The following is a 23,094-nucleotide window of genomic DNA, read 5'->3' on the forward strand; positions in this document are numbered from 1 at the left end:
TCCCGAATCTGACGCCCCGTCATATCGTCGTGCGACACCCCCACTTCGTACCGATCACTCCGTACCGCACCCTCCGCGAGGAGCAACCGTGGGAGATCCGCACCCCAAACTCCACGCCACCGCCCTGACCCGCGCCTTCGGCCGCCCACCGCGGACCGTCGACGCCCTCGGCCCCCTGGACCTCACCGTCGCCCCCGGCGAGTTCGTCTGCCTGGTCGGCCCCTCGGGCTGCGGCAAGTCGACGCTGCTGCGCATCGCCGCCGGCCTGCTGCGCCCGAGCACGGGCACTCTGGAGATCCGTACGTCCACCTCCCGCCCGGCCGCCATGATCTTCCAGGACTACGGCATCTACGACTGGAAGACCGTCCGCGCCAACGTCCGCTTCGGCCTCGACATCCAGCGCGTCCCGCGCCACGAGGCCGACGCCCGCGTCGACTCCTGGCTGGCCCGACTGGGCCTGGCCGACTTCGCCGACGCCTACCCGGCCGCGCTGTCGGGCGGTATGCGCCAGCGCGTGGCCATCGCCAGGGCGCTGGCCGTGGAACCCGAACTCCTGCTGATGGACGAGCCGTTCGCGGCGCTCGACGCCCAACTCCGCATGATCCTCCAGGACGAGCTGCTGGAACTCACCCAAGCCCTGCGCACCACCACCCTCTTCATCACGCACAGCCTGGAGGAGGCGATCGTCCTCGGCGACCGGGTCCTGGTGATGTCCGCCCGCCCGGGCCGCATCCTCGCCGAGCACCGCCCGCCGTTCCCCCGCCCACGCACCGGCGACATCCGCGACACCCCCGCATTCACGTCCCTCAAGAGCGAGTTGTGGGACCTGCTGCGCAAGGAGGCGGTACCGGCATGACCACGCTCACCCCCGACCGGGAGTCGGTGCTGATCCGCGCCCCGGGCCCCCGAGAACTCCATCCCGTACGCACCCACCGCCGCCGCAGGGCCGTGGAACTGTCCCTCGCCGCGGCCGTCCCCCTCGTCCTCGTCCTCCTCTGGCAACTGGCCGCGCACCAGGCGTGGATCGACGCCCGCGTCTACCCGGCACCGTCCACGATCTTCGCGGACGGCTGGGACCGGGCGGCGGCGGGCGACCTGTGGCCGGACGTGTGGGCCACGCTGAGACGCGTCCTCGCCGGCTACGCGGTGGGCACGGCGGCGGGCTATGCGCTGGGCCTGCTCATGGGCTCGCTCGCCCTGGTCCGCGCGGCCCTGGAACCCCTCCTGGACGCCCTGTACGTGGTCCCCAAACTGGCCCTGCTCCCGGTCTTCCTGAACATGTTCGGCCTCGGCGAGGGCCCGCAGGTCGCCCTGGTGGCGACGACCGTCTTCTTCTTCGTGTGGATCTCGACGATGTCCGCGGTCCTGGCGATCCCGTCCGGCCATCGCGACGCCGGCCAGGTCTTCGGCGCCTCCCCCTGGCAGATGTTCCGCCATGTGCTGCTCCCCGCCTCGCTGCCCGCGGTCCTGGTGGGCGCGCGGATCGCGGCGGGCGTGGCGGTCCTGGTGATCGTCGCCTCGGAGCAGATCGCCGCGACCAACGGCCTGGGCCACCTGATCTTCGACTCACGGGCCCTGTTCCAGAACGACGTGATGTTCGTGGGCATCGTGTGCGTGGCCGTGCTCGGCGTGGTCTTCTCGGAACTGGTGCGGGTGGCGGGCCGGTTGCTCACGCCCTGGGCACCGCGGGACCGGGGCCGGGGGCAGTCATGAGGGGACGTACCGGTGTGCTGGCCGCCGTGACGGCCGTCCTGCTGACGGCGTCCGCCTGCGGAGGGTCGCCGTACGAATCGGACACGAAGCCGAGGACCGGGGCGGGCCACCGCACGATCAGCCCCGTGGAGGGCTGCGGGGACACGGCCCGGACGGACCCCGCCGACCTGTCCCCCACCCGTGAACCGGCCCGCTGCCAGCAGGGCGCCCCGCCCGCGCGGCCCCTCGCCGAGCCGCGCAAGGTCACGATCGCGACCGGCACGCTGAGCGCGGAGTACGTGGCGCCGCTGCAAGTGGCTGTCGACAAGGGCGAGTTCAAGAAGGAGGGCCTGGACGTCACCCTCAAGGTCCTGCCCACTCCGGACGCGCTGCCCCTCCTCGCCAAGGGGGACGTCGACGCGGTCTGGGCGGCGCCCGAGGCGGCCGTGATGAACGGCATCCGGGGCGGCTTCGACATCAAATGGGTCGCCGGGAACTTCTCCCCCGCCCCGGAGTCGAAGAGCGGCCTGTGGGTGCGGCTGAAGGACGGCGAGACACCGGACAACGTGTCGATGGCCGACCGCAGACTCGGCACGATGATCGGCAAGGGCTCGGTCATCGCGTACCCCATGGAGAAGGCCCTGGAACGGCACGGCGGCGCCCTCGACGAGATCACTTACCAGCAGCTGGGCTCCGCCGACGTCCTCACCGCCCTCCAGAACGGCGGCGTCGACTCCGCGTGGCTCCTGGACCCGGTGTGGCGCAAGGTGGACGACAAGCCGGGCTACGCGTTCCTGGGCGGCCAGCCGGCCGGTGAGCCGCTGGGCGGCATGCTCTACGGCCGCAGTCTGCTCCAGGACGACGTGGACGCGGGGGTGGCGGTGCTGCGGGCGTACATCCGCACGGTGAACTCGTACTTCGCGACGGACTACAAACACGACGAGGCCTTCGTCACATACCTCGCGAAGCTGCTGAAGTCCGACCGCAAGATCTTGGAATCCACCCCGTCCCTGCGCATGGACTGGGAGATCCGCAAGGGCACGGCGGACCGTCTTCAGGCGGCGTACAAGGCCCAGGGCGTGATGGAGGGGGACCCGCTCCCGGAGTCCCGGACGGTGGACCGCGCCCTGTACGAGGAGGCCGTGGGCCAGGCCCCTTGAACACACCGAGGGCCGGAACCCTTTCGGATTCCGGCCCTCGGCCTTCAGTAGCGGGGACAGGATTTGAACCTGCGACCTCTGGGTTATGAGCCCAGCGAGCTACCGAGCTGCTCCACCCCGCGTCGATGAACTGAACACTACGTCAAGAACAAGAACAGAGGCAAATCGACAACCTCCCCAGCCGCGAACATCCGCACGCCCACCTCCTGACTGCCGACGCCGCGGGTCTTTCCAGCCCCGAGACAGCCACACGCCCACCTCCTGGCTGCGGGCGCCGCATGCCTCCCCAGCCCCGGACAACCGCACGCCTGCCTCCCAGCCGCCGACGCCGCGTGCCCCAGCCTCGGACAACCGCACGCCCACTTCCTGGCTGCGGGGACCGCGCGCCTCCCAGCTGCGGGCAGTCGTGCCGCTGGGGCGGCACGGGTGGGCGCGGCGGCACCCCGCCGGCGCGGGCGAGCACCGCCCCACCCCGGCCCCCACCCAGCCGCACCCGAAACACCAACCCGCACGGCATCACACCGGACCGCGCCGCACCGTCACGCCGACAGTTCCTCCCGCAACGCGTCCCGCAACCGAGCCGCCCGCTCCGAGACCTCCTCCGGCCCCAGTGACACCGCCCGGTCCGCCCACCGCTGCCCTTCCGCCAGCTCCCCCCGACGCGCGTAGACCAGGGCCAGCCGCAACGCCGCCCGCCCGTGCCCCGCGTCAGCCGCCCGTGTCCACCACACGGCGGCCTCCGGCTCGCTCCCCTCCCGGGCCAGCAGCAGCCCCAGGTTGAACGCCCCGTTCCGCGACCCGGCCTCGGCCGCCTCCCGGTACCACCGAGCCGCCTCCACGACGTCCCCCCGACCCGCCGCGAGCATGCCGACCCGCACCTGCGCCCGCCGGTGCCCCTGGGAGGCCGCCCGCTCGTACCACTCCTCGCACTCGGTCTTGGACAGGTGCACGGACTCGCCCAGCTCGTGCGCGGGCGCCGGCGGCCGCCGCGCGTCCAGCACGGTCGCCAGCCGGTACGCCGCTTCCGCGCTGCCGCCCCCCGCGGCGCACCGCAGATGCCGCTCGGCCGCCTGCTCGTCGCCGTCCCGCAGCCGCGCCATGCCGACCTGGAGCGCGGCCTCGGTGTGCCCGGCGGCCGCGGCCCGCTCGTACCAGCGCAGCGCGACGTCGTCCTCACCTCGCCCCGCGAAGAGGATGCCGAGGTTGAACGCGGCGTCCACGCTCCCGGCCTCGGCCGCCTTGGAGAACCACGGCTCGGCACCGGTCGCGTCCCCGACCTGGAGCAGCAGGATCGCCAGCGCGTTGGCGGCCTCGCGGTGCCCGGCGTACGCGGCCCGCCGGTACCACTGCTCGGCCTGCGCGGTCCGCCCCTGCTCGGCGCAGAGCAGTCCGAGGTTGTACGCGCCGTTCACGTCCCCGGCGTCCATCGCGGCCCGGTACCAGCGCTCGGCGGTCTGGGTCTCGCCCCGCTCGGCGTGCAGCGCGCCCAGCGCGTTGGCGGCGTTGCCGTCGCCCTCCTGGGCGGCCCGCAGCCACCACACGGCGGCGCTCTCGGTGTCCCCGGCGTCGCGCAGCAGGAACCCGAGCGCGCAGGCGGCCCGCGCCTCACCGTCCTTGGCGGAGGTCAGGTACCAGCGCCCGGCCTCCTTGAGCTCGCCGCGCTTCTCCAGGATCGCGCCCAGGTGCAGCGCGGCCCGCCGGTGTCCGCGCGCGGCGGCCTGCCGGTACCACTGCTCGGCCTCCGCGGCCTGCGAGACACCGTTGTCAGGGCCGTCGCCCCCCTCGGCCGGCGTCTGTCGGTCGAGCGCGCGGGCGAGCCGGTACGCGGCCTCGCGGTGCCCGCGCTCGGCGGCGGCCCGCATCCACCGCGCGGCGCCCGCGTCCCCGCGGTGCTCCAGCAGGTCGGCGAGGGCGTACGCGCCCAGCGCGTGCCCCTGTTCGGCGGACTGCTGGAGCCAGTACTCGGCGGCGGGCTCGTCGCCCCGTTCGCGGTGGTGGCGGCCGAGCGCGTGCGCGGCCGGGGCGGAGCCGGCGACGGCGGCGATCCGCCACCAGCCGGCCGCCTCGTCGGCGTAGCCGCGCTGGTGGAGAAGGACGCCCAGGTTGTTGGCGGCGGCACGGTCGCCGGCGGCGGTGGCGGCACGCAGCTGGGGTTCGGCTCCGTCGAGATCACCGCGGCGCAGCAGCATGGCTCCGAGGACGCTCATCGCCTCGACGTCGCCGGCTTCGGCGGCGAGCCGCCGGCGCACCTCCTCGGCCGCTTCCTCGGCGCCCTCAACCGCCCCGTCACGGTCGGAGGGCTGCACAAATCGCCCTGTCTCGTACAGAGTTGCCTTGTCCCCCATAACATCCATCGTCGCACCACCTGCAACCTGGGTACACCTGGTATACCGCAGCCAGTGAGGTCACTACAGCGTTTTGTCGACATGCCCACAGAGAGACAAGTCAAACACAGTTCCCCCAACTCCCCACGGCGGCACGTCCATCCCTCCTTGCGGCACACGCGTTCGTAGACCGTTCGCACATCACGAAGGCCCGGATCCTTGATCAGGATCCGGGCCTTCGTTTTCAGTAGCGGGGACAGGATTTGAACCTGCGACCTCTGGGTTATGAGCCCAGCGAGCTACCGAGCTGCTCCACCCCGCGCCGTTGTGCGGCAACCGTACCACGGCGCGGGGCGGGGCATTTGATCAGCCGCTGGGACTGCTGCTCGGACTCGGACTGGAGCTGGGCTTCGCGCTCGAACCGGGGCTGGGGCTCGCACTGGGCTTCGGAGTCGTCTTGTCCTGCTTGGACTGCGCGTCCTCGGCCCGCTGGAGTGCGTCCTCCAGGTCCTTCTGCGCCTGTCCGTACGCCTCCCAGTCGCCCTTCTTGAGGGCTTCCTGCCCGTCGTCGAAGGCCTTCTGGGCGTCGTCCAGGGCCTGTTGGACCGTCGGGTTGTCGGAGGTGGGCGGCTTCGTCGTGCCCCCGCCCTCGTCCTCCGGTGGCGTGGTGGTGCTGCCTTCCGCCCCGAAGACCTTGTTGAGCGCCTCGTCGAGGGTGTTCTCGAAGGCGGTGTTGCCTCCGTAGGTCACCAACACCTTGCGCAGCAGCGGGTACTTCAGTCCGCCACCGCGTACGTAGACGGGCTCCACGTACAGCAGTCCGCCGTCCAGCGGCACCGTCAGCAGGTTGCCGTACTCGACCTTGGAATCGCCTCTGTTGAGGAGGCTGATGGTCTCGGCGATGTTCTGCTCGGAGTTGAACTGGGCCTGCACCTGTTTGGGACCGCTGACGGTGGTGTTCGCCGGCAGTTTCAGGATTCTGATCTTGCCGTAGCCGCTGGTGCCCGCCTCGGCGTCGACCGACATGAACGCACTGAGCTGGTCCCGGCCGTTGGGAGTGAACGTCGTCGTGAGCGAGAACGCCTGTTCCTTCTGGTCGGGCATCTTCATGCTCAGGTAGTACGGCGGCACCGCGTCGCCCGAGGTGTTGGTCGGGTCGTCCGGCACCTGCCACACCTCGGAGCCGGAGAGGAACGTCGTCGCGTCCTTCACGTGGTACCGGCTGAGCAGCTCGCGCTGGACCTTGAACAGGTCCTGCGGGTAACGCAGATGGGCCATGAGCGACTGCGAGATCTCGCTCTTGTCCTTCACCGTGCCCGGGAACGCCTTCATCCAGGTCTTCAGGACCGGGTCCTTGGTGTCCCACTGGTAGAGCTTGACCTGGCCGGTGTAAGCGTCGACGGTCGCCTTCACCGAGTTGCGGATGTAGTTGACCTGGTTCTGCTGGGCCACCACCGCGCGCGAGTTGTTCGTCGCGGTCAGCGAGTCGGCCGTGGTGTCACCGAGGGTCGTACGGGACGAGTACGGGTAGCCGTTCGTCGTCGTGTACGCGTCGACGATCCACTGGATCTTGCCGTCCACGACCGCCGGGTAGGCGTCGCCGTCGATGGTCAGCCAGGGGGCGACGGCCTCGACGCGCTCCTTGGGCGTGCGGTTGTACAGAATCCGCGAACCCTCGCCGATCGCGCCGGAGTAGAGGATCTGCGGCTCGCTGAACGCCACCGCGTACGCGGCCCGGTTGATCGGGTTGGAGAGGTTGACGCCGCTCTTGCCCGTGTAGGTGAAGGTCTTCTCACCGCTGTCGTCGGAGTAGTCGATCTCCTTCTGGGGACCGCCGACGATCGAGTACGTGGTGGTCTTCTCGCCGTAGTAGACCCGCTGCTGGTACGTGCCGAGGTCGCCCTGCGAGGGCAGGTCGGACTCGGTGAAGACCGGGCGGCCCTCGTCGTCGGCGTCGGTGCCCTTGGCGGCTACCACGCCGTAGCCGTGGGTGTAGCGGAAGTGGTCGTTGATCCAGTTGTTCTTCGGAATGCCGCTGAGGTTCAGCTCACGCAGACCGATGACCGTGTCCTGGTCCTTGCCGTCCTTGCTGTAGCGGTCGACGTCCAGGTTGGTCGGGAACGCGTAGTAGTTCCGGATCTGCTGGAGCTGCTGGAACGTCGGCGAGACGACGTTCGGGTCGATGACACGGATGCTGGCCGCGTCCGCGACGTCGTCGCGCAGCTTGGTCTTGTCCTGGGTCTTCGACGTGCCCTCGTACTCGTCGACCTGGGCGTCGTCGATGCCGTAGGCCTCACGCGTCGCCTTGAGGTTCTTCGTGACGTACGGCGCTTCCTTGGCCTGCTCGTTCGGCTGGACCTGGAACTTCTGGACGATCGCCGGGTACAGGCCGCCGATGAGGATCGCCGAGAGCACCATCAGGCCGAAACCGATGACGGGCAGCTGCCAGGTGCGCCGCCACAGGGTGGCGAAGAACAGCAGCGCGCAGATGACGGCGATGCAGAACAGGATCGTCTTGGCCGGCAGGTAGGCGTTGGCGTCGACGTACCTGAGGCCGGTCCAGTTGTCCGTCGCCTTGAAGTCGCTGGACTTCACCGCGAGGCCGTACCGGTCCAGCCAGTAGGCGACCGCCTTCAGGGCGACGAAGATGCCGAGCAGCACCGACAGGTGGCCGGTGGCCGCGGCCGTGGCGCGCGCGCCCGGGGAGGTGATCCGCAGTCCGCCGTACAGGTAGTGCGTCAGCGCGGCGGCGATCACGGACAGGATCGCGGCGGCGAAGCCGAAGCCGAGCAGGAACCGGTACCAGGGCAGGTCGAAGGTGTAGAAGGAGATGTCGAGCTTGAACTGCGGGTCCTTCTCGCCGAAGGACACGCCGTTGACCCACAGCAGCCAGGTCCGCCACTGGCTCGACGCCGAGGCGCCGGCGATGAGACCCACCAGCGCGGTGATCCCCAGCAGCAGCCACTTCTTGTACGGCGCGATGCCCATGCGGTAGCGGTCGAGGTTCTGCTGCTCCATCGACATCGCGCTCAGCGGCGGCCGCAGCCGGTGCGCCAGCCAGATGTTGAAGCCGACCGCCACGGCCATGAGCAGGCCGAAGACGAAGAACAGTCCGATCTTCGTCCACAGGGTGGTCGTGAACACCGACGAGTAGTTCACCGACCGGTACCAGAGCCAGTCGGTCCAGAACCCGGCGAACATGGTGAACGCCATGCCGAGTACGGCAAGGACGCCCAGCGTCATGAGCAGGGTCCGGACGCGCCGGGACGGGCGGCCCACTCTCATCCGCGGCCCCGTCGGGCCTCCGCCGCGGTCCGGCATCTGGAAAGCCAAGGTGCGCACCTCGAAGTTCGCTGTTGGTTCGTCAGACCCGCGTGTTCACGGGCCGGCCGTGGGCCTCGTGATCGTAGGCCCTCACCTATGCAACTTACTCACGCTTTACTCGGTTCCCGATTCCGGCCATGAACGAGGCAGGATTGTGACCATGTCCAACACTCCCATGGCAGCGAGCCCCCTGACCCGGGCCGTACTCGAGATCGACGAGTACGTCTCCGGCCTCGGCTGGGACCAGCCCGCTCGCCTTTTCGCCCTCGTAGACACCGCTCGGCTGCGAGCCCAGGAACCTGCCCTCGCGGCCCAGCTCGGCCTGGAGGACGAGCAGGAGTCCTCCGGCCTCACCCCGATCGAGCAGGAGGAGATCCCGGCCGGCAAGCCGCTCGACGAGTTCCTCGGCACGATCGCCTGGCCCGACGCGGTGGCCGGCTGCGCCCTGACGGTGGAGCGTCTGATGCTGCCCCCGTCCGCCGAGGCACAGGTCCCGGAGGGCCTCAGCGACAAGAAGCTCACCCAGTGGGTCGCGCAGCATCCCGACCGTCAGGAGGTCCGCATGACGGTCGCGGTCCTGCGCGACGGCACCCGCGACTCGGCCCTGCGCCTGCGCGAGAAGGACTCCCCGACGGAGGTCCTCACCGGCGGCGACCTGGTGCCGGGTCTGGCGGAGGCGCTGTCGGCGACGTTCGAGGACTGAGGTCCTGGCGCGGTCCCCGAGTTACTTCGTCGTGCACTTCGGCAGGTCGGACGTCCTGCCGGACCGAATGTCCTTGAGCGCGCCGAGGGCATCCTCGATGGTGTTCACCTTCACCAGGGTGAGGCCGTCGGGGGTGTCCTTCGCGGCGGAGGCGCAGTTCTCGGCAGGGGTCAGGAAGTACTGCGCGCCCTTGTCGCGCGCGCCGACGGTCTTCATCTCGATGCCGCCGATGGGGCCGACCTTGCCGTCGTCGTCGATCGTGCCGGTGCCGGCCACGAACTTGCCGCCGGTGAGGCTGCCCGGGGTGAGCTTGTCGTAGATGCCGAGGGAGAACATCAGACCGGCGCTCGGGCCGCCGACGTCGGCGAGCTTGATGTCGATGGTGAACGGGAAGGTGTGGTCGATCCCGGCGGTGATGCCGACGATGGCGCGCTTCTCGAGGTCGTCGTCGGACTCCTTGGTCGTGATGGTCACCTCCTCGGTCTGGGTCGCCGTCTTGTTCTCCTTCTCCGCGGCGGCCTGCGCCTTGGCGGGCACGATCGTGAAGGTGACCTTCTCGCCGGGCTTGTGCTTGGTGATCAGGTCGGCGACGTCCGTGGGCACCTTGACGGCGGTGCCGTCGACGGCCTTGATGACGTCCCCCGCGTGCAGCGTGCCCTCGGCCGGGGAGTCCTTGGAGACCGTGGAGACGATCACGAAGGACTTCACCGGGATGTCCAGCTCCTTCAGGGCGGCGACCTTGGCGCTCTCCTGGGACTGGCTGAACTCCTCGGCGTTCTCCTGGGTGGACTCTTCCTCGGTCTTGCCGTCGGGGTAGAGGGTGTCGTGCGGCACGACCTTGTTGTCGTGCGCCAGCCAGCCGTAGACGGCCTCGACGAGGTTCATCTTGTAGTCGGCGCTGGTGACCCGGACGGTGGTCATGTTGAGGTGTCCGGAGGTCGCGTAGGTCTTGTGCCCGGAGATCTGCAGCACCGGCTCGCCGTCGTGCTCGCCCAGGGTGTTCACCGTCGGCCCCGGGGACAGCTCCGAGTACGGCACGGGGATGAAGACTCCCGCGCACAGGAGCGCGATCAGCATCAGGGTGGAGGCGAGCATCGTCGCGGTGCGGCGTGGCATGGAACGACAGTACGGGACGGGTCTGTCAGCGTCCCGTCAGGGCTGCTTCTCCATCGCCCTGCGGAACCGGGCGTACCCGTCCAGCTCGGGTCCGTCGCTCCGCACCTTGCGGGTGCGGTTGGCCCAGCTTCCCCACAGACCGGCACCGATCGCGGCCAACAGCGGAATCAGCAACCAGGCGAGCGCCGCCATGCCGACCTCCCAACCCCAGATGAGCGACCGCAACTGACTGATCAGCAGATTAACCATCCGCACTGACAACGCTCACGCGCGGGGGGCGGTTACGCAACTGGAAGGAGTGGCAGGTGGGATGGGCGGGGGAACAGCGGCGGATACGCGCGGACTCAGCGGGCGGGCGCGGACTCAGCAGGCGCCGACCCATTCCTCGGTGCCGTCGGAGAACTTCTGGTGCTTCCAGATCGGCACTTCGTGCTTGAGGTCGTCGATCAGCTTCCGGCAGGCCTCGAAGGCCTCGCCGCGGTGCGGGCAGGAGACGGCGACGACGACGGCGAGGTCCCCGACCCCGAGGTCCCCCACGCGGTGCACGGCGGCCAGCGCCCGCACCGGGTACTCCGCGACGACCTTCTCCGCGATCCGCCGCATCTCGGCCTCGGCACTGGGGTGGCAGGAGTAGCCGAGCTGATCGACGTCCGCTCCCCCGTCGTGATTGCGCACGGTCCCCACGAAGAGCGCGGTCCCCCCGGCGGCCTCGTCGCCGACGGCCCGGAAGACCTCGTCCAGGGAGAGGGGCGTCTCACGGATGGCGATGAGCTTGATCGGCTCGTCGCCGGCCTGCTCACCGGGGTGGTCGTAGGTGGTTCCCATGGCCCCATCGTGCCTCACGCGCGGAACCGGACGGAATAGCGTCATCGCCCGGCACGCGCGTGTACGCGTTTGGAGCCTTCTACAGGAGCCGCCTCAGATCCGCCGCCGAGCCTTGCGAGCCCTCCGCACCACGGCCGCCGCACCCAGCAGCGCCACCGTCGCGCCCGCCGCGCCCGCGGCCGTCGCGTCCTTGCGCCCCAGCCGCCGCCCGGCCACCGTGTGCCGCCCGGAAACCTCCTCCAGGAGCTCCGCGAGCACCTCCTCGTTGGTCCACCGCGGCCGCCACCCGGCGTCGTGCAGCCGGCTCCCGCTCACCACCCAGGGGTACATCGTGTACGCGAGGTCCCCCGCCGGGGAGGGCGTCAGCCCGATGCGGTGCAGCCGGGCCGCCGCCCCCAGGGCGACCGCCGACGGCAGCTCCATCCGCCGGATCCCGCTGAGCTCCTCGACCTCCTCCTGCTCCAGCCACCCGTCACAGCCGACGGCGAGCTCGCCCTCGACCTTCTCCAGGACGGCGTACTCCAGAGCACTGCACAGATCCTCGACATGGCAGAACTGCCAGGCGGGCCGCGACCCGGCCACGACCAGCAGCCGCGGCGACTCGAAATACCTGGTCAGCGCGGTGTCGGTGCCGCCCACCAGGACGGCGGGGCGCACGACGGTGACATTGAGCCCCGGATGCGCCCGCGGCGCCCGCCGCGCGAGCCGCTCGATCTCCAGCAGGTCGCCGACGCCGGTCGCCTCCGCGGTCGCCCGCAGTTCCGCGTCCTCGGACAACGGCAGCTCATTGTCCTCCAGCGCCCCGTAGACCATGGCGGACGTGCACAGCACGACCCGGTGCACGCCGGCCGCCGCGGCGGCGGTCAGCACGGTCTGCGTCCCCCGCACGTTGTACGCCGTACGGGCGGCGGCGTCCGTCTCCAGGTCCAGGTCCAGCGCCAGGTGCACCACGACGTCCGCGCCGCGCAGCTTGTCCGCGATCGCCGGGTCCCGCACGTCGAGGATGTGCCACTGCGCCGCGGCGCACTCACCGCGCCGCTCGTCGATGGCGATGACCTGCTTGATCTCCTCCGAGGCGGCGAGCCGCTCGGTGAGCAGCGCGCCGATGCCGGCCGCGGCACCGGTCACGGCGACGACCGGGCCGCGCACACCGGGACCGGTTGACTGGTTTCGCGCTGCGCGAACCTGTGGATCAGGGGAACTCACCGGGCGTCTCCAGCGGTTGTCTTCAGTACGAGCGCGAGTGACGCGTACGTACCAGGTGGCATCCATCCTGCCGCAGGCAGCGAGTCGGCGGAGCACCGAGGCCCGAACCGCCGACGGTGTCTACGCTGGGTGGTGTTATCGGGCAGTCGCGCCGCCGGGACACCGGTGGCCTTACCAGCCGAGGAATCCCGTGAGTGACACCCCATTCGGATTCGGCCTTCCGCCGGAGGAGCCGGAAGACGGCGACGAGGGCAAGAAGAAGGACCAGCAGAGCGGTGGTGGTCAGGGCCCGGCCAACCCGTTCGGTTTCGGCGGGCTGCCCGGAGCCGGAGGTTTTGGCGCCCCCGGTGCCGACAACCCGTTCGCTGCCATGTTCGGTTCCCTGAACCCCAACGACCTGGGCGCCGCGTTCCAGCAGCTGGGCCAGATGCTCTCGTACGAGGGCGGCCCGGTGAACTGGGACATGGCCAAGCAGATCGCCCGTCAGACGGTCTCCCAGGGCACCGCGGACGGCACCAAGGACTCCAGTGTCGGCCCCGCCGAGCGCACCGCGGTCGAGGAGGCCGTCCGCCTGGCCGACCTGTGGCTGGACGACGCCACGTCCCTGCCGTCCGGCGCGGGCTCCGCCGTGGCCTGGTCCCGCGCGGAGTGGGTCGAGGCGACCCTGCCCGCGTGGAAGGAGCTCGTGGACCCGGTCGCCGAGCGTGTGGGCACCGCCATGGGCGACGTCCTGCCGGAGGAGATGCAGGCCATGGCCGGCCCGCTGATCGGCATGATGCGCTCGATGGGCGGTGCCATGTTCGGCACGCAGATCGGGCAGGCCGTCGGCGTCCTCGCGGGCGAGGTGGTCGGCTCGACCGACATCGGCCTGCCGCTCGGCCCGGCCGGCAAGGCCGCGCTGCTGCCGGTGAACGTGGAGGCGTTCGGCAAGGACCTGGGCGTGCCGAAGGACGAGGTGCGGCTGTACCTCGCCCTGCGCGAGGCCGCCCACCAGCGCCTGTTCGCGCATGTGCCGTGGCTGCGTTCGCATCTGTTCGGCGCGGTCGACGGCTACGCGCGCGGGATCAAGGTCGACACCGCCAAGCTGGAGGACGTGGTCGGCCAGTTCGACCCGCAGAACCCCGAGCAGCTCCAGGACGCGCTCCAGCAGGGCATGTTCCAGCCGGAGGACACCCCGGAGCAGAAGGCGGCCCTGGCCCGTCTGGAGACGGCTCTGGCGCTCGTCGAGGGCTGGGTCGACGCGGTGGTCCACGCGGCCGCCAAGCCCCGTCTGTCGTCCGCGGACGCGCTGCGCGAGACGCTGCGCCGCCGCCGCGCCTCGGGCGGCCCGGCCGAGCAGACGTTCGCCACGCTGATCGGCCTGGAGCTGCGCCCGCGCCGCCTGCGGGACGCCTCCCGTCTGTGGGCGTCGCTCACGGACGCGCGCGGCGTGGACGGCCGGGACGGCCTGTGGGCCCACCCGGACATGCTGCCGACCGCCTCCGACCTGGACGACCCGGACGGCTTCGTGCACCGCGAGCAGCTGGACTTCTCGGAGCTGGACAAGATGCTCGGCGAGGCGGCGGAGAAGCCCGACCTGCGCAAGAAGGACGACTCCGAGGACAACGACACCGAGTGAGCCTGTTCGACGACGCGGTCCTCGTACTGAAGGGCTACGAGGACCAGGAAGAGCTGCGCCAGACCTATCTCGACCATCTGGCGACCCACCCGGACGGGATGTGGAAGGCCTGCGGCGACGGGCACATCACGGCGAGTGCGCTGGTGATCGACCCGTCGCGCGGGCAGGTCCTGCTGACCCTGCACAAGAAGCTGCGGATGTGGCTCCAGATGGGCGGCCACTGCGAGCCGGCGGACGTCTCGCTGGCGGCGGCGGCTCTGCGCGAGGGCACCGAGGAGTCCGGCATCGAGGGCCTGACCCTGCTGCCCGGCGGCCCGGTCCGCCTGGACCGCCACCTGACGCCGTGCGCCTGGCATCTGGACGTCCAGTACGCGGCACTCGCTCCGGCCGGTGCCCGGGAGGCGATCAGCGACGAGTCACTGGACCTGCGCTGGTTCGCCTACGACGAGGTGGCGGACGTGGCGGACGACTCGGTCGTACGACTGCTGGAGGCGACCCGCGCGCGGCTGTGACAGGTAAGGGGCGACCGCCATGGACGGTCGCCCCTTACACAGGTTGGCGCCGGCGCCCCGTCAGGGGCGCGGGGAACTGCGCGACCAGCCACGACGAAGCCGCAGCGGGCCGCAGCCCACCCGTGCCCCTCGGCCCGACCCGCGGAGCGATCAGCTCCAGACGTTGCCCTGGTTCTGGCCCCGGGCCCCCTGCTGGCCCATGCCGTACTGGGCGGCGAGCCCCGAGCCGATCTGGGCGTTCTGCGGCGGCAGCAGCTCGCTGGGCTGGACGATCGCGTAACCGCTGCCCATGAAGCTGAGCTCCCAGCCCTCACCGGTGTTGCCGCGGCGCCGGAACACCCCGGTGGAGTGCGTCTGGGCCTGCATCTGGACACGCAGCGAGGTCGACCAGGCGACGATCGCGTCGGCGTCGCAGTTGACGTACTTGTCCGGGGTGACCTGCATCATCAGCGGCATGCCGGAGGTCATGAGGGCGACCTTGCCGCGGCCGGTGATGTTGAGCTGGTACTTCCCGGAGCCGGAGATGCCGTAGAGGCTGTCGACGGCGATGACCTCGTGGTGCAGCGAGGAGTCCATGGCGAGGACGTAGGAGCTGTCGACGGTGAGGCCGTCCTGCTCCACGTCCACCAGGTGCACGTGCTGCTTGAGGTTGGCGAGGTAGACCGTGCCCTGCCCGTGGCAGCGCATCAGGTCCAGGCCCTCACCGGTGTGCGCACGCGCGCGTCCCTGCTGGTTGGACTGGTACTCGGCGTCGAACTCCATCAGCCCCTGGTAGGCGACCATCGTGCCCTTGCGGGCGAGGATGTCGTCGTGCCCCTCCAGGGTGACGCGGAGCATCTGCTTGTTCTGCAGGCTCCAGCGGTCCTGGGTCTGCTGGTCGTTGTAGGTGAAAATCGGGCTCTGCATGGCGTTTCTGGCTCCCCCTCAGCCCCGGACCCGGAGGCGGTCGGTGCTGTCCTCGCTGGGCTGGACGACGACGATGCCCTGGCCGGAGAAGGCCATCTGGTAGGCCTCACCGCTGCCCCGGCCGATGAGCGACTGCGCCTTGAAGCTGCGCTTGCCCTTGACCTTGAGGTTGGGCGACCAGGCGACGAGCGCGTCCGGGTCGACGTACGTCTCGTCCTCGCCACCGCCGCAGTCGACGACGATCGGCTTGCCCCGGGAGGTCAGTGCGACCCAGCCCTGCCCGGAGATCTTGGTGTTCCACAGGCCCTGTCCGGCGAACTTCGCCAGACCCTTGACCCGCTCGACGCCCCACTGGAGGTGCGCGTCGAAGGCGAGCAGGTTGGTGGCGTTGACGGAGATGCCGTCGCCGTTGAGGTTGATGACGACGACGTTGGCGCCGTAGTCGGCGAGGTAGAGCAGTCCGTCGCCGGAGCACTTCATCAGGGGGGCGCCCTCGCCGGTCATCCAGTCCTTGGCGATCTGGCGGACGGCGGGCGGGTTGGGCTCGTACTGGACGAAGCCCTCGTAGGCGACCATCGAGCCCACGCGCGCGAAGAGGTCGTTCCCGGTCTGCATGGCGACCTTCAGCATGTGGTTGCCGTGGTTCTCCATGCGGGCGGTGACGGGTGCGGGGGCGTAGCCCGCGAGCGGCTGGTTCATGACGGGCTCCCTCAGATCTCGTACGGCTGGACGACGATGAAGTTGCCGGGAGCGGCCCGGAACTGGAGGTTGACGCTCTCGCCGGTGTCGCCGGGGTAGGCGTTGCGGCGCATCCGGACCTGGCTGGAGACGACTACCTGGGCGGCGGACGACCAGGCGACCACGGCGTTGGCGTCGGCGAACGTCGTCGGCGTGACCGGGAGGACCACGGGCGTGCCGTGGGTCTTCACGACGATCGTGCCGGTGCCGGTGAACTGCATCGTGAACAGCGCGCCGCCGGGGATGCCGTGGCCCTCGATGCGGCGGACCTCGTACTGGAGGCCCTCGTCGAAGGCGAGGACGTTCTCGGCGGAGACGCAGATGCCGTCCCCTTGGAGCTCGATGGGGTGCAGCATCGTGGAGTTCTCGGCGAGGAACACCTGTCCCTGGCCGGTGCAGCGCATCAGCTGCATCTCCTGGCCGGTGGCGTTGCCCACGATCCGGCCGGCGAAGCCCGCGCCCTTGTAGCTGAAGTCGACCTTGCCCTGGTAGAGCACCATGCTGCCCTGCCGGGCGAGCACCGGCTGGCCGCCGATGCCGAGGTCGACGCGGACCAGCTTCTTGTTCTGCTGCGTCCAGCGCTGCCCGGTCGGCGTCTCCCTGTACTGCTGGAGCGCGGCGGCGACTCCGGGCGCCTGGGGCGTGCCCTGCGGGGCGCCCTGAGGGGCGCCGTAGGGGGCCTGCTGGCCGGGGACCTGGCCGTAAGGAGGCTGCTGGCCGTAGCCGGGCGGCGGGGTGGGCTGGCCGTAGCCGGGCGGCGGGGCCGGGGCGTGGGGCTGGGCGCCGTAGCCGGGGGGCGGGGGCGCGGTCTGGCCGGGGGCGCCCTGGCCGTACGGCTGCTGCTGGGGCGGCTGGCCGTAGGGCGCGGCGGGACCGGGGGGCGGCACCGGGGCGCCGCCGGGCGGGGTCAGGGGCGCGACGATCGTCGGCGCGGCGTGCACGTTCGGCGCGGGGGCCGGGGCAGGTGCCGGGGGCGGGGTCGCTCCGGGCGGAGGCGCGTAACCCTGTGCGGGCTGCGGGGCCGGGGCGGGGGCAGGAGCGGGAGCCGGAGCGCCGAACGCGGGCGGCGCGGTGGCCTGGGCCGGCGGGGCGAACCCGGGCGTGGCACCGGCCTGCGGCTGCTGCGGGGCGGGGGCCGCGGGGGCCTCCTCCTCCAGCACCTCGCCGCCGAAGTTCTTCAGCAGCGCGTCCAGGCCACCGTCGAAGCCCTGTCCGACCGCGGCGAAGCGCCAGACGTCCTTCAGGTAGATGTCGCCCAGCATCACGGCGCGCTCGGTGGAGAACTCCGAGCCGTTGAAGGCGTAGCGGGCCACCTCCTCGCCGCCCGCCACGATCCGGAGGTATCCGGGGGCGATCTGCGACATCTGCCCGGCGCCGTCGAGGGTCGCCGTGAACGACAGCTTCTGGATCTGCGCCGGAATCCGGTCGAGGGTGACCCGGAAGGACTCCGTGTCGCCCGCCTGGGCGCCCAGGAGCTGGATGGACTCCTCGGGGGACTTCGGCTGGTTGAAGAAGACGAAGTACCGGTCGTCCGAGAGCCGTTCGTCGGCGTCAAGGCCGAAGCAGCTGATGTCGAACGTCAGTCCGGGGCCGGTGATCTGCACGCCTACGTACAGATCGGTGCCCGCGGTGAGGTCACTGATCTTGGCCTTGTGGCCGCGTTGGAATTCCCTGGCCATGCGTAACGACCGTCCCCCATCCAAATGCGAGTGCGTCGCGCCAGGCTAACGGCAAACGCCGAGAGCGGACGAAGTCGGTACAGAGCCGGTACACAAACCCCGCCCGGCCGCGCCCGGGGAGGCGGTCACTCACTCCCCGCGCGCGCCCGGCAGATGCGGCAGCCGTTCCGCGGCCACCACGCCTTCGAGATAGCCCCGGGCCCGCTCGGTCCGGGGGTACGTCTCCAGGAGCCGCCAGAAACGCGGCCCGTGTCCCGGCACGAGCAGATGGGCCAGTTCATGGAGCAGGACGTAGTCGACGACGTACTCGGGCATGCCCTGGAGCCGGTGCGAGAGGCGGATGCTGCCTTCGGAAGGGGTGCACGAGCCCCAGCGCGTGTTCTGGTTGGTGACCCAGCGCACGGACCTGGGCCGGGCGCGCCCGCCGAAGTACTGCGCCGACAATCGCTCGGCGCGCTCGGCCAACTCGTCGTCGCCGAGCACTCGCTTGCTCTCCTGGGCGGCGAGTTTGTCGAGCATGACGCTCACCCAGCGTTGCTCCTCCGCCTCGGACATCCGGGCAGGGATGAGCACGACGGTGCGATCGCCCTCGCGGTACGCGGAGACCGTCCGGCGTCGACGAGCGCTCCTGCGCACCTCGATGGCGGTAGCCCCCGAGCCGCTCGGCGGCTGGCTCGTCGTGCTGCGCTGTGGTGTTCCGGCACGGTGCAGTGGGTCGGCGGACACGCCCCGACGTTACCCGCTGTACATGGCGGAAGTCCCGACTCCGGGACGGTTCGGTCTCGATCCCCCACCATGCGTTTGATTTGTACGACGAATACCCCCCGCCTGTGGACAACTTTCGGCACGGTCCGCCGCGTCCGGGCATGCTGGCTCTCGCCGCCGGGCTCCCGGCCGACCAGGGGGAGGGCTCCGCGCGGCGTACGGGATGGACTGAAGGTACGGGGGCCTGTCATGCGGTCGAAGACTTCACCGGTTCCGGCACCGGAGGCGGCGCCTCCGCTCGTGCGGATTCCGGTGGTACCACTGCTGAAGCCCGCGCTGCGGCGCGGCTGGCGCGATCTCAACACCGTGCAGTTCGGGATGACCCCGGCGCATGCGATGACGCTGGGTCCCATGGACACGGCGACGGGCAGCTTCCTGGACCTGCTCAACGGCACCCGCGGCCCGGCGCTGCTCCGCGAGGAGGGGCAGCGGCTGGATCTGCCGGAGAGTCACGTCGACGGCCTGCTGGAGCGGCTGGCGCGGGCCGGGCTGCTCGACGACGCGCGGGGCGGCGGTCCGGCCGTCGAGACCCTGCGGAGGAAGAAGAAGCTCCTCGACCGGCTCCGCCCCGACCTGGCCTCACTGTCCCTGACCACGTCCGAACCGGGCGAGGCGATGGAACTGCTGGCCGCCCGGCGCACCCTGCGCGTCCAGGTGCGGGGCGCGGGCCGGGTCGGCGCGGTGCTGGCGTCTCTGCTCTCGGCCGCCGGGATCGGCGAGGTCGACGTACGCGACGGCGGCCATGTCGAACCGTGGGACGTCGCCCCGGGCGGGCTGCCCGCCGACTCCGTCGGCAGCCGCAGGGACGACGCCGCCCGGCGCACCGTACGCCACTGGGCGCCGGACAACCCGTTGCGCCGCGGTCCGCAGTCACCGCCCGGGGACGGCGATCCGGGGTTCTCCCTGGTGATCCTCGCCCCGCGGGACGACGTCTCCGTCCACGCGCCGCCCGCTGCCGACGCCTTCGTCAGCACCGGTACGCCCCATCTGTACGCCGGGGTCGTGGAGGGAACCGGGGTCGTGGGTCCGCTCGTCCTGCCCGGCGAGACCAGTTGCGCGGGCTGTCTCCAGGAGTGGCGCACCGACCGGGACCCGGCCTGGCCGCGGCTGGTCGCCCAGTGGCGGTCGGGTACGCGCCGGGTGCGCCGGGTACCGGCGTGCGACCTGGCGCTGGCCACGACGGTCGCCGGGCTGGCGGCGGCGCACGCCCTGGCCTTCCTGGACGGCCGGGTGCCGTCCAGTGCCGGCGCCCGGTGGGAGGTCGCGCTGCCCGCCCTCGACTGGCACGCGCGGCCGGTTTGGCCGCATCCCGCGTGTCCTTGCGGGGCCGCGGAGAAAGGTAAGGAAGAACACCCCTCCAATGCCGAGGAGTCGCACGAGACAATGACGGAACAAGGGCCGTCGATGGAGTCACGCCGCAAGGCAGCCGTGGCACGGCCGGCTGGGACTTGGAGGGCGCATGTCTGATCTTCCCCGGAAGGCGGTCACCCGGACCGCCAAGCTCGCCGCGCTCCCGCTCGGCTTCGCCGGCCGGGCGACCTGGGGGCTCGGCAAGAGAATCGTCGGGGAGTCCGCGGAGATCGTCGGCCGTGAGCTTCAGCAGCGCACCGCCGAGCAGCTGTTCAAGGTGCTCGGCGAGCTCAAGGGCGGTGCGATGAAGTTCGGGCAGGCCCTGTCCGTCTTCGAGTCGGCGCTGCCCGAGGAGGTCGCCGGTCCCTACCGGGCGGCCCTGACGAAGCTCCAGGAGGCCGCGCCTCCGATGCCGACGCGCACCGTGCACGGGGTGCTGGAGGACCGGCTCGGCGCGGACTGGCAGGAGCTGTTCCTGGAGTTCGAGGACAAGCCGTCCGCGGCGGCGTCGATCGGGCAGGTGCATCGAGGGGTGTGGCACGACGGCCGCGAGGTCGCGGTCAAGGTGCAGTATCCGGGCGCCGGAGAGGCGCTCCTGTCCGACTTGAACCAGCTGAGTCGCTTTGCCCGTCTGCTGGGCCCGCTGATTCCCGGCATGGACATCAAGCCGCTGATCACCGAGCTGAGGGACCGGGTCTCGGAGGAACTGGACTACGGCCTGGAGGCTCAGGCCCAGCAGGTCCACGCCGAGGAGTTCGCCGACGATCCGGACGTGGTGGTGCCCGGCGTGGTGCACCAGTGCGACCAGATCCTGGTCACCGAGTGGATCGAGGGCGTCCCCCTGTCGGAGATCATCGCGGACGGCACCCCGGAGCAGCGCGACCGCGCCGGCCAGCTGCTGGCCCGGTTCCTGTTCTCCGGCCCGGCCCGCACCGGACTGCTCCACGCCGACCCGCACCCCGGCAACTTCCGCCTGTTGCCCGGCGGCCCGGACAGCGAGGAGGACTGGCGGCTGGGCGTCCTGGACTTCGGCACCGTCGACCGCCTCCCCGGCGGCCTGCCGACACCCATCGGCGACTCCCTGCGCATGACCCTCGACGACGAGGCGGAGGCCGTCTACGAGTTGCTGCGCGCGGAGGGCTTCGTCAAGGACTCCATAGATCTGGACCCCGATGCCGTCCTCGACTATCTCCGGCCGATCATCGAACCGGCCCTGGTGGACGAGTTCACCTTCACCCGAGGCTGGATGCGCAGCCAGGCGGCCCGCATCGCCGACATCCGCTCCCCCGCCTACCAGCTGGGCAAGCAGCTCAACCTGCCGCCGGCCTATCTGCTCATCCACCGTGTGACCCTCAGCACGATCGGTGTCCTGTGCCAACTGGGTGCGACGGTCCGGCTGCGCGAGGAACTGGAGACCTGGCTACCGGGGTTCGTACCGGAGGAGGACGCGGCCGGGGAACCGGCGGCGGAGGCGTGAGCGGCTGAGCAGCGGAGGCACGAGCGGCGGCTGGGCGGGTCCTACCACCAGGCCGAGTCCAGTCGCCCCTCGATCGCCCTGAGGTTCTCCCGCGAGCAGGTGTCGCAGAAGTACTGACGGATGCCGTTCTCCACGGAACAGGTCCAGGTGGGGCGCGGGCCGTCGGCGGTGGTGCCGCAGCGGGCACACACGAGGGGCTCGGGCTGCGGGGCGGAGCCGCCCTGGTCACGTCCGCCGGGATGACTCGTCACGCCGCGACGATATCGCCGTGGCCGCCGGAACGGCGCGCACAACGCACCGCGGGGGCCGGTCCGTTCGGACGGACCGGCCCCCGCGGGGAGCTTTCGCCTCCCGGGTCCGGGAGGCCACCGCTTCAGGTGGTGGTTGTTACTGCATGACCGCGATGGCGAGCGCTCGGCGGGCGCGCATCGAGGCGCGCTCGGCCTTGCGCTGCATCCGGCGCGCGGCCGCCAGGCTCACGGCCCGGCGTTCCTGCTGCGCGGCGTGCAGTCGCTCGTGCATATGCGCACGAGCCAGGGCTTCTGGTTGGAGTTGCATCTCTCGGGTCCTGTTCTGACGCAAGTCGGTCGCGCCAACGGTGGTGAAGTCTGGAATCGCGGAGCCGGCGGGCTCGGTGGTGGACGGCTTCATCGGGGCCTGCTTCTTGGGGTCGTGCGTGAGGGGGCGGTCGATCGTTCCTGTGATGTTCATGCTGTGACCGGGTTCTTGCGCGGGCGACCACGGGGCCGCTTCCGGGCGACGACGACACCCTGGACGAACAGCTCGCCACCCCAGACGCCCCAGGGCTCACGCCGCTCCTTGGCACCGGCGAGGCAGGCCTCGATCAGCGGGCAGGTGCGGCAGAGGGACTTGGCGTACTCGACGTCGGCCGGCGACTCGGCGAAGAAGACCTCCGGGTCGTAGGAACGGCAGGGGACGGGTACGCCGAGGTTCTCGATGGCGTCGTCGAGCGCGGTGAGCGCGGTGAGCGGGGTCAAGGTGGAGTCCTCCGTGAGGCCGGGCTTGGGGATCGCGTCTGAAGGCGGTACGGACGGGGCGTGCGCTTCGAGTTGCACGGTTGGTCTTCCTCGTCTTTTCGGTCCGGCCCTGTTGGTCCGGTGGTCGGTTTGGTACCGGGTTCTTTTCCTGTCCCGAGGCCCCTTCGCTCCGTCATCCCCGTTCGGGGACAAACAGAAGGGCCGCGGATCCCGGATGGGGTTCCGCGGCCCTGAAGGCGCCGGCCTGATCGACGATCAGGCTGGATCACTCCAGGGTTCTGGCCCACGGAAGGCCCACATCAGGTGGTGCTGCGTTGCCTGCTTCCGGCTTCCGGCACCGGCTGCCGTAAAGGCATAGGCGTGCGCCTGTCCCTCTACTGCTTCCAGTGCCTTGGTCGGTCGCTCATTGCGCTCACGAACGGGGAGACCCGCGAGAGACACGGAGGACGCCGGGCCGGCGACACGAATGCCGGACAGACCGGTGCCCTGGTTCGAGACGGCGAGCATGCACAGGGAGGCGACGACCGAGCGATCGGTCATTTTCGCGGTGAAGCTGGCGTTGATGCTGGTCACTGGACTCGCCTCCTCTCGGCGTCTCGGGGGACTGGGGTGAGCCAGTCCTTCGGGTATGTAAGTACAGCACGGAATCGGGGCCTCCGAGAAGGCCTCCGTTCCCGTGGCTAAGAACCTATGGGGATTGC

22 protein-coding genes and 2 tRNA genes are annotated in these 23,094 nt (G+C 70.8%); 8 read left to right on the plus strand and 16 right to left on the minus strand.

Annotated elements, in window-relative coordinates; genetic code table 11:
- Positions 1-88: 88 nt before the first annotated feature.
- The 3 genes from DI272_RS17000 to DI272_RS17010 are packed head-to-tail and all read left to right on the plus strand — an operon-like array spanning position 89 to position 2,852.
- Complete coding sequence (locus DI272_RS17000) at positions 89-856, plus strand: ABC transporter ATP-binding protein (protein WP_109496186.1); 768 nt, start codon at positions 89-91, stop codon at positions 854-856.
- Complete coding sequence (locus tag DI272_RS17005; RefSeq protein WP_109496187.1) at positions 853-1,713, plus strand: ABC transporter permease; 861 nt, start codon at positions 853-855, stop codon at positions 1,711-1,713. The genes DI272_RS17000 and DI272_RS17005 overlap by 4 nt, the downstream gene beginning before the upstream one ends.
- Positions 1,710-2,852, plus strand: coding sequence for an ABC transporter substrate-binding protein (locus tag DI272_RS17010; protein ID WP_109496188.1), 1,143 nt, complete (start codon positions 1,710-1,712; stop codon positions 2,850-2,852). Before DI272_RS17005 ends, DI272_RS17010 begins: the two co-directional genes overlap by 4 nt.
- A 48-nt stretch (positions 2,853-2,900) precedes the next feature.
- Here DI272_RS17010 and DI272_RS17015 read toward each other — a convergent pair.
- From DI272_RS17015 to DI272_RS17035, 4 genes are all read right to left on the minus strand, one after another.
- A tRNA-Met gene (locus DI272_RS17015) sits at positions 2,901-2,974 on the minus strand.
- A 417-nt stretch (positions 2,975-3,391) separates the two neighbouring features.
- On the minus strand, positions 3,392-5,206 hold the full coding sequence (locus DI272_RS17025; RefSeq protein WP_109496190.1) for a tetratricopeptide repeat protein: 1,815 nt from the start codon (positions 5,204-5,206) through the stop codon (positions 3,392-3,394).
- Positions 5,207-5,424: 218 nt separating this feature from the next.
- Positions 5,425-5,498, minus strand: a tRNA-Met gene (locus DI272_RS17030).
- Positions 5,499-5,542: 44 nt separating this feature from the next.
- The gene (locus DI272_RS17035; RefSeq protein ID WP_109496191.1) at positions 5,543-8,497 is read right to left on the minus strand and encodes a UPF0182 family protein; all 2,955 of its coding nucleotides are present in this window, start codon (positions 8,495-8,497) and stop codon (positions 5,543-5,545) included.
- Between the two features lie 163 nt (positions 8,498-8,660).
- Between DI272_RS17035 and DI272_RS17040 the strand changes: the two genes are divergently transcribed.
- On the plus strand, positions 8,661-9,203 hold the full coding sequence (locus tag DI272_RS17040) for a PPA1309 family protein (RefSeq protein ID WP_109496192.1): 543 nt from the start codon (positions 8,661-8,663) through the stop codon (positions 9,201-9,203).
- Positions 9,204-9,224: 21 nt separating this feature from the next.
- On the opposite strand, the gene DI272_RS17045 is transcribed toward DI272_RS17040, so the two are convergent.
- From DI272_RS17045 to DI272_RS17060, 4 genes are all read right to left on the minus strand, one after another.
- On the minus strand, positions 9,225-10,319 hold the full coding sequence (locus DI272_RS17045; protein ID WP_109496193.1) for a PDZ domain-containing protein: 1,095 nt from the start codon (positions 10,317-10,319) through the stop codon (positions 9,225-9,227).
- 36 nt (positions 10,320-10,355) lie between these two features.
- On the minus strand, positions 10,356-10,568 hold the full coding sequence (locus tag DI272_RS17050; protein ID WP_146238337.1) for a hypothetical protein: 213 nt from the start codon (positions 10,566-10,568) through the stop codon (positions 10,356-10,358).
- Positions 10,569-10,682: 114 nt separating this feature from the next.
- The gene (locus DI272_RS17055; protein ID WP_109496195.1) at positions 10,683-11,144 is read right to left on the minus strand and encodes a molybdenum cofactor biosynthesis protein MoaE; all 462 of its coding nucleotides are present in this window, start codon (positions 11,142-11,144) and stop codon (positions 10,683-10,685) included.
- 93 nt (positions 11,145-11,237) lie between these two features.
- The gene (locus DI272_RS17060; RefSeq protein WP_109496196.1) at positions 11,238-12,350 is read right to left on the minus strand and encodes an SDR family oxidoreductase; all 1,113 of its coding nucleotides are present in this window, start codon (positions 12,348-12,350) and stop codon (positions 11,238-11,240) included.
- Positions 12,351-12,540: 190 nt separating this feature from the next.
- Between DI272_RS17060 and DI272_RS17065 the strand changes: the two genes are divergently transcribed.
- Positions 12,541-13,968: a zinc-dependent metalloprotease gene (locus tag DI272_RS17065; protein WP_109496197.1), complete on the plus strand. Its 1,428-nt coding sequence runs from the start codon at positions 12,541-12,543 to the stop codon at positions 13,966-13,968.
- Positions 13,965-14,480 carry an NUDIX hydrolase gene (locus DI272_RS17070; RefSeq protein WP_109496198.1) on the plus strand — a complete coding sequence of 172 codons (516 nt, stop codon included), beginning with the start codon at positions 13,965-13,967 and terminating at the stop codon, positions 14,478-14,480. Before DI272_RS17065 ends, DI272_RS17070 begins: the two co-directional genes overlap by 4 nt.
- A gap of 150 nt (positions 14,481-14,630) precedes the next feature.
- On the opposite strand, the gene DI272_RS17075 is transcribed toward DI272_RS17070, so the two are convergent.
- The 4 genes from DI272_RS17075 to DI272_RS17090 all read right to left on the minus strand — a co-directional run bounded on the left by DI272_RS17075 (position 14,631) and on the right by DI272_RS17090 (position 18,529).
- Positions 14,631-15,386 (minus strand): AIM24 family protein, encoded by a 756-nt coding sequence (locus tag DI272_RS17075; protein WP_109496199.1) that lies wholly within the window; start codon positions 15,384-15,386, stop codon positions 14,631-14,633.
- An 18-nt stretch (positions 15,387-15,404) separates the two neighbouring features.
- Positions 15,405-16,085 carry an AIM24 family protein gene (locus DI272_RS17080; protein WP_109496200.1) on the minus strand — a complete coding sequence of 227 codons (681 nt, stop codon included), beginning with the start codon at positions 16,083-16,085 and terminating at the stop codon, positions 15,405-15,407.
- An 11-nt stretch (positions 16,086-16,096) separates the two neighbouring features.
- A complete protein-coding gene (locus DI272_RS17085) occupies positions 16,097-17,803 on the minus strand; it encodes a TerD family protein (RefSeq protein WP_109496201.1) in 1,707 nt (568 codons plus the stop codon).
- Between the two features lie 129 nt (positions 17,804-17,932).
- Entirely contained in the window at positions 17,933-18,529 is a 597-nt protein-coding gene (locus DI272_RS17090) for a M48 family metallopeptidase (protein ID WP_109496202.1), read from the minus strand.
- A 291-nt stretch (positions 18,530-18,820) separates the two neighbouring features.
- Between DI272_RS17090 and DI272_RS17095 the strand changes: the two genes are divergently transcribed.
- Both DI272_RS17095 and DI272_RS17100 read left to right on the plus strand, forming a co-directional pair.
- Positions 18,821-20,035 carry a TOMM precursor leader peptide-binding protein gene (locus DI272_RS17095; RefSeq protein ID WP_109496203.1) on the plus strand — a complete coding sequence of 405 codons (1,215 nt, stop codon included), beginning with the start codon at positions 18,821-18,823 and terminating at the stop codon, positions 20,033-20,035.
- Positions 20,028-21,395: an AarF/ABC1/UbiB kinase family protein gene (locus DI272_RS17100; RefSeq protein WP_109496204.1), complete on the plus strand. Its 1,368-nt coding sequence runs from the start codon at positions 20,028-20,030 to the stop codon at positions 21,393-21,395. The genes DI272_RS17095 and DI272_RS17100 overlap by 8 nt, the downstream gene beginning before the upstream one ends.
- Before the next feature lie 41 nt (positions 21,396-21,436).
- Here the strand turns inward: DI272_RS17100 and DI272_RS44170 are convergent, their stop codons facing one another.
- The 4 genes from DI272_RS44170 to DI272_RS17115 all read right to left on the minus strand — a co-directional run bounded on the left by DI272_RS44170 (position 21,437) and on the right by DI272_RS17115 (position 22,933).
- Positions 21,437-21,646, minus strand: coding sequence for a hypothetical protein (locus DI272_RS44170; protein WP_146238338.1), 210 nt, complete (start codon positions 21,644-21,646; stop codon positions 21,437-21,439).
- A gap of 136 nt (positions 21,647-21,782) precedes the next feature.
- Positions 21,783-22,106, minus strand: coding sequence for a hypothetical protein (locus tag DI272_RS17105; protein WP_109496205.1), 324 nt, complete (start codon positions 22,104-22,106; stop codon positions 21,783-21,785).
- On the minus strand, positions 22,103-22,471 hold the full coding sequence (locus tag DI272_RS17110; protein ID WP_109496206.1) for a WhiB family transcriptional regulator: 369 nt from the start codon (positions 22,469-22,471) through the stop codon (positions 22,103-22,105). The genes DI272_RS17105 and DI272_RS17110 overlap by 4 nt, the downstream gene beginning before the upstream one ends.
- Before the next feature lie 177 nt (positions 22,472-22,648).
- Positions 22,649-22,933, minus strand: a complete 285-nt coding sequence (locus tag DI272_RS17115) for a hypothetical protein (RefSeq protein ID WP_079311785.1) — start codon at positions 22,931-22,933, stop codon at positions 22,649-22,651.
- Positions 22,934-23,094 lie beyond the last annotated feature (161 nt).

It is taken from the genome of Streptomyces sp. Act143, from assembly GCF_003143935.1.
GTDB lineage: Bacteria > Actinomycetota > Actinomycetes > Streptomycetales > Streptomycetaceae > Streptomyces.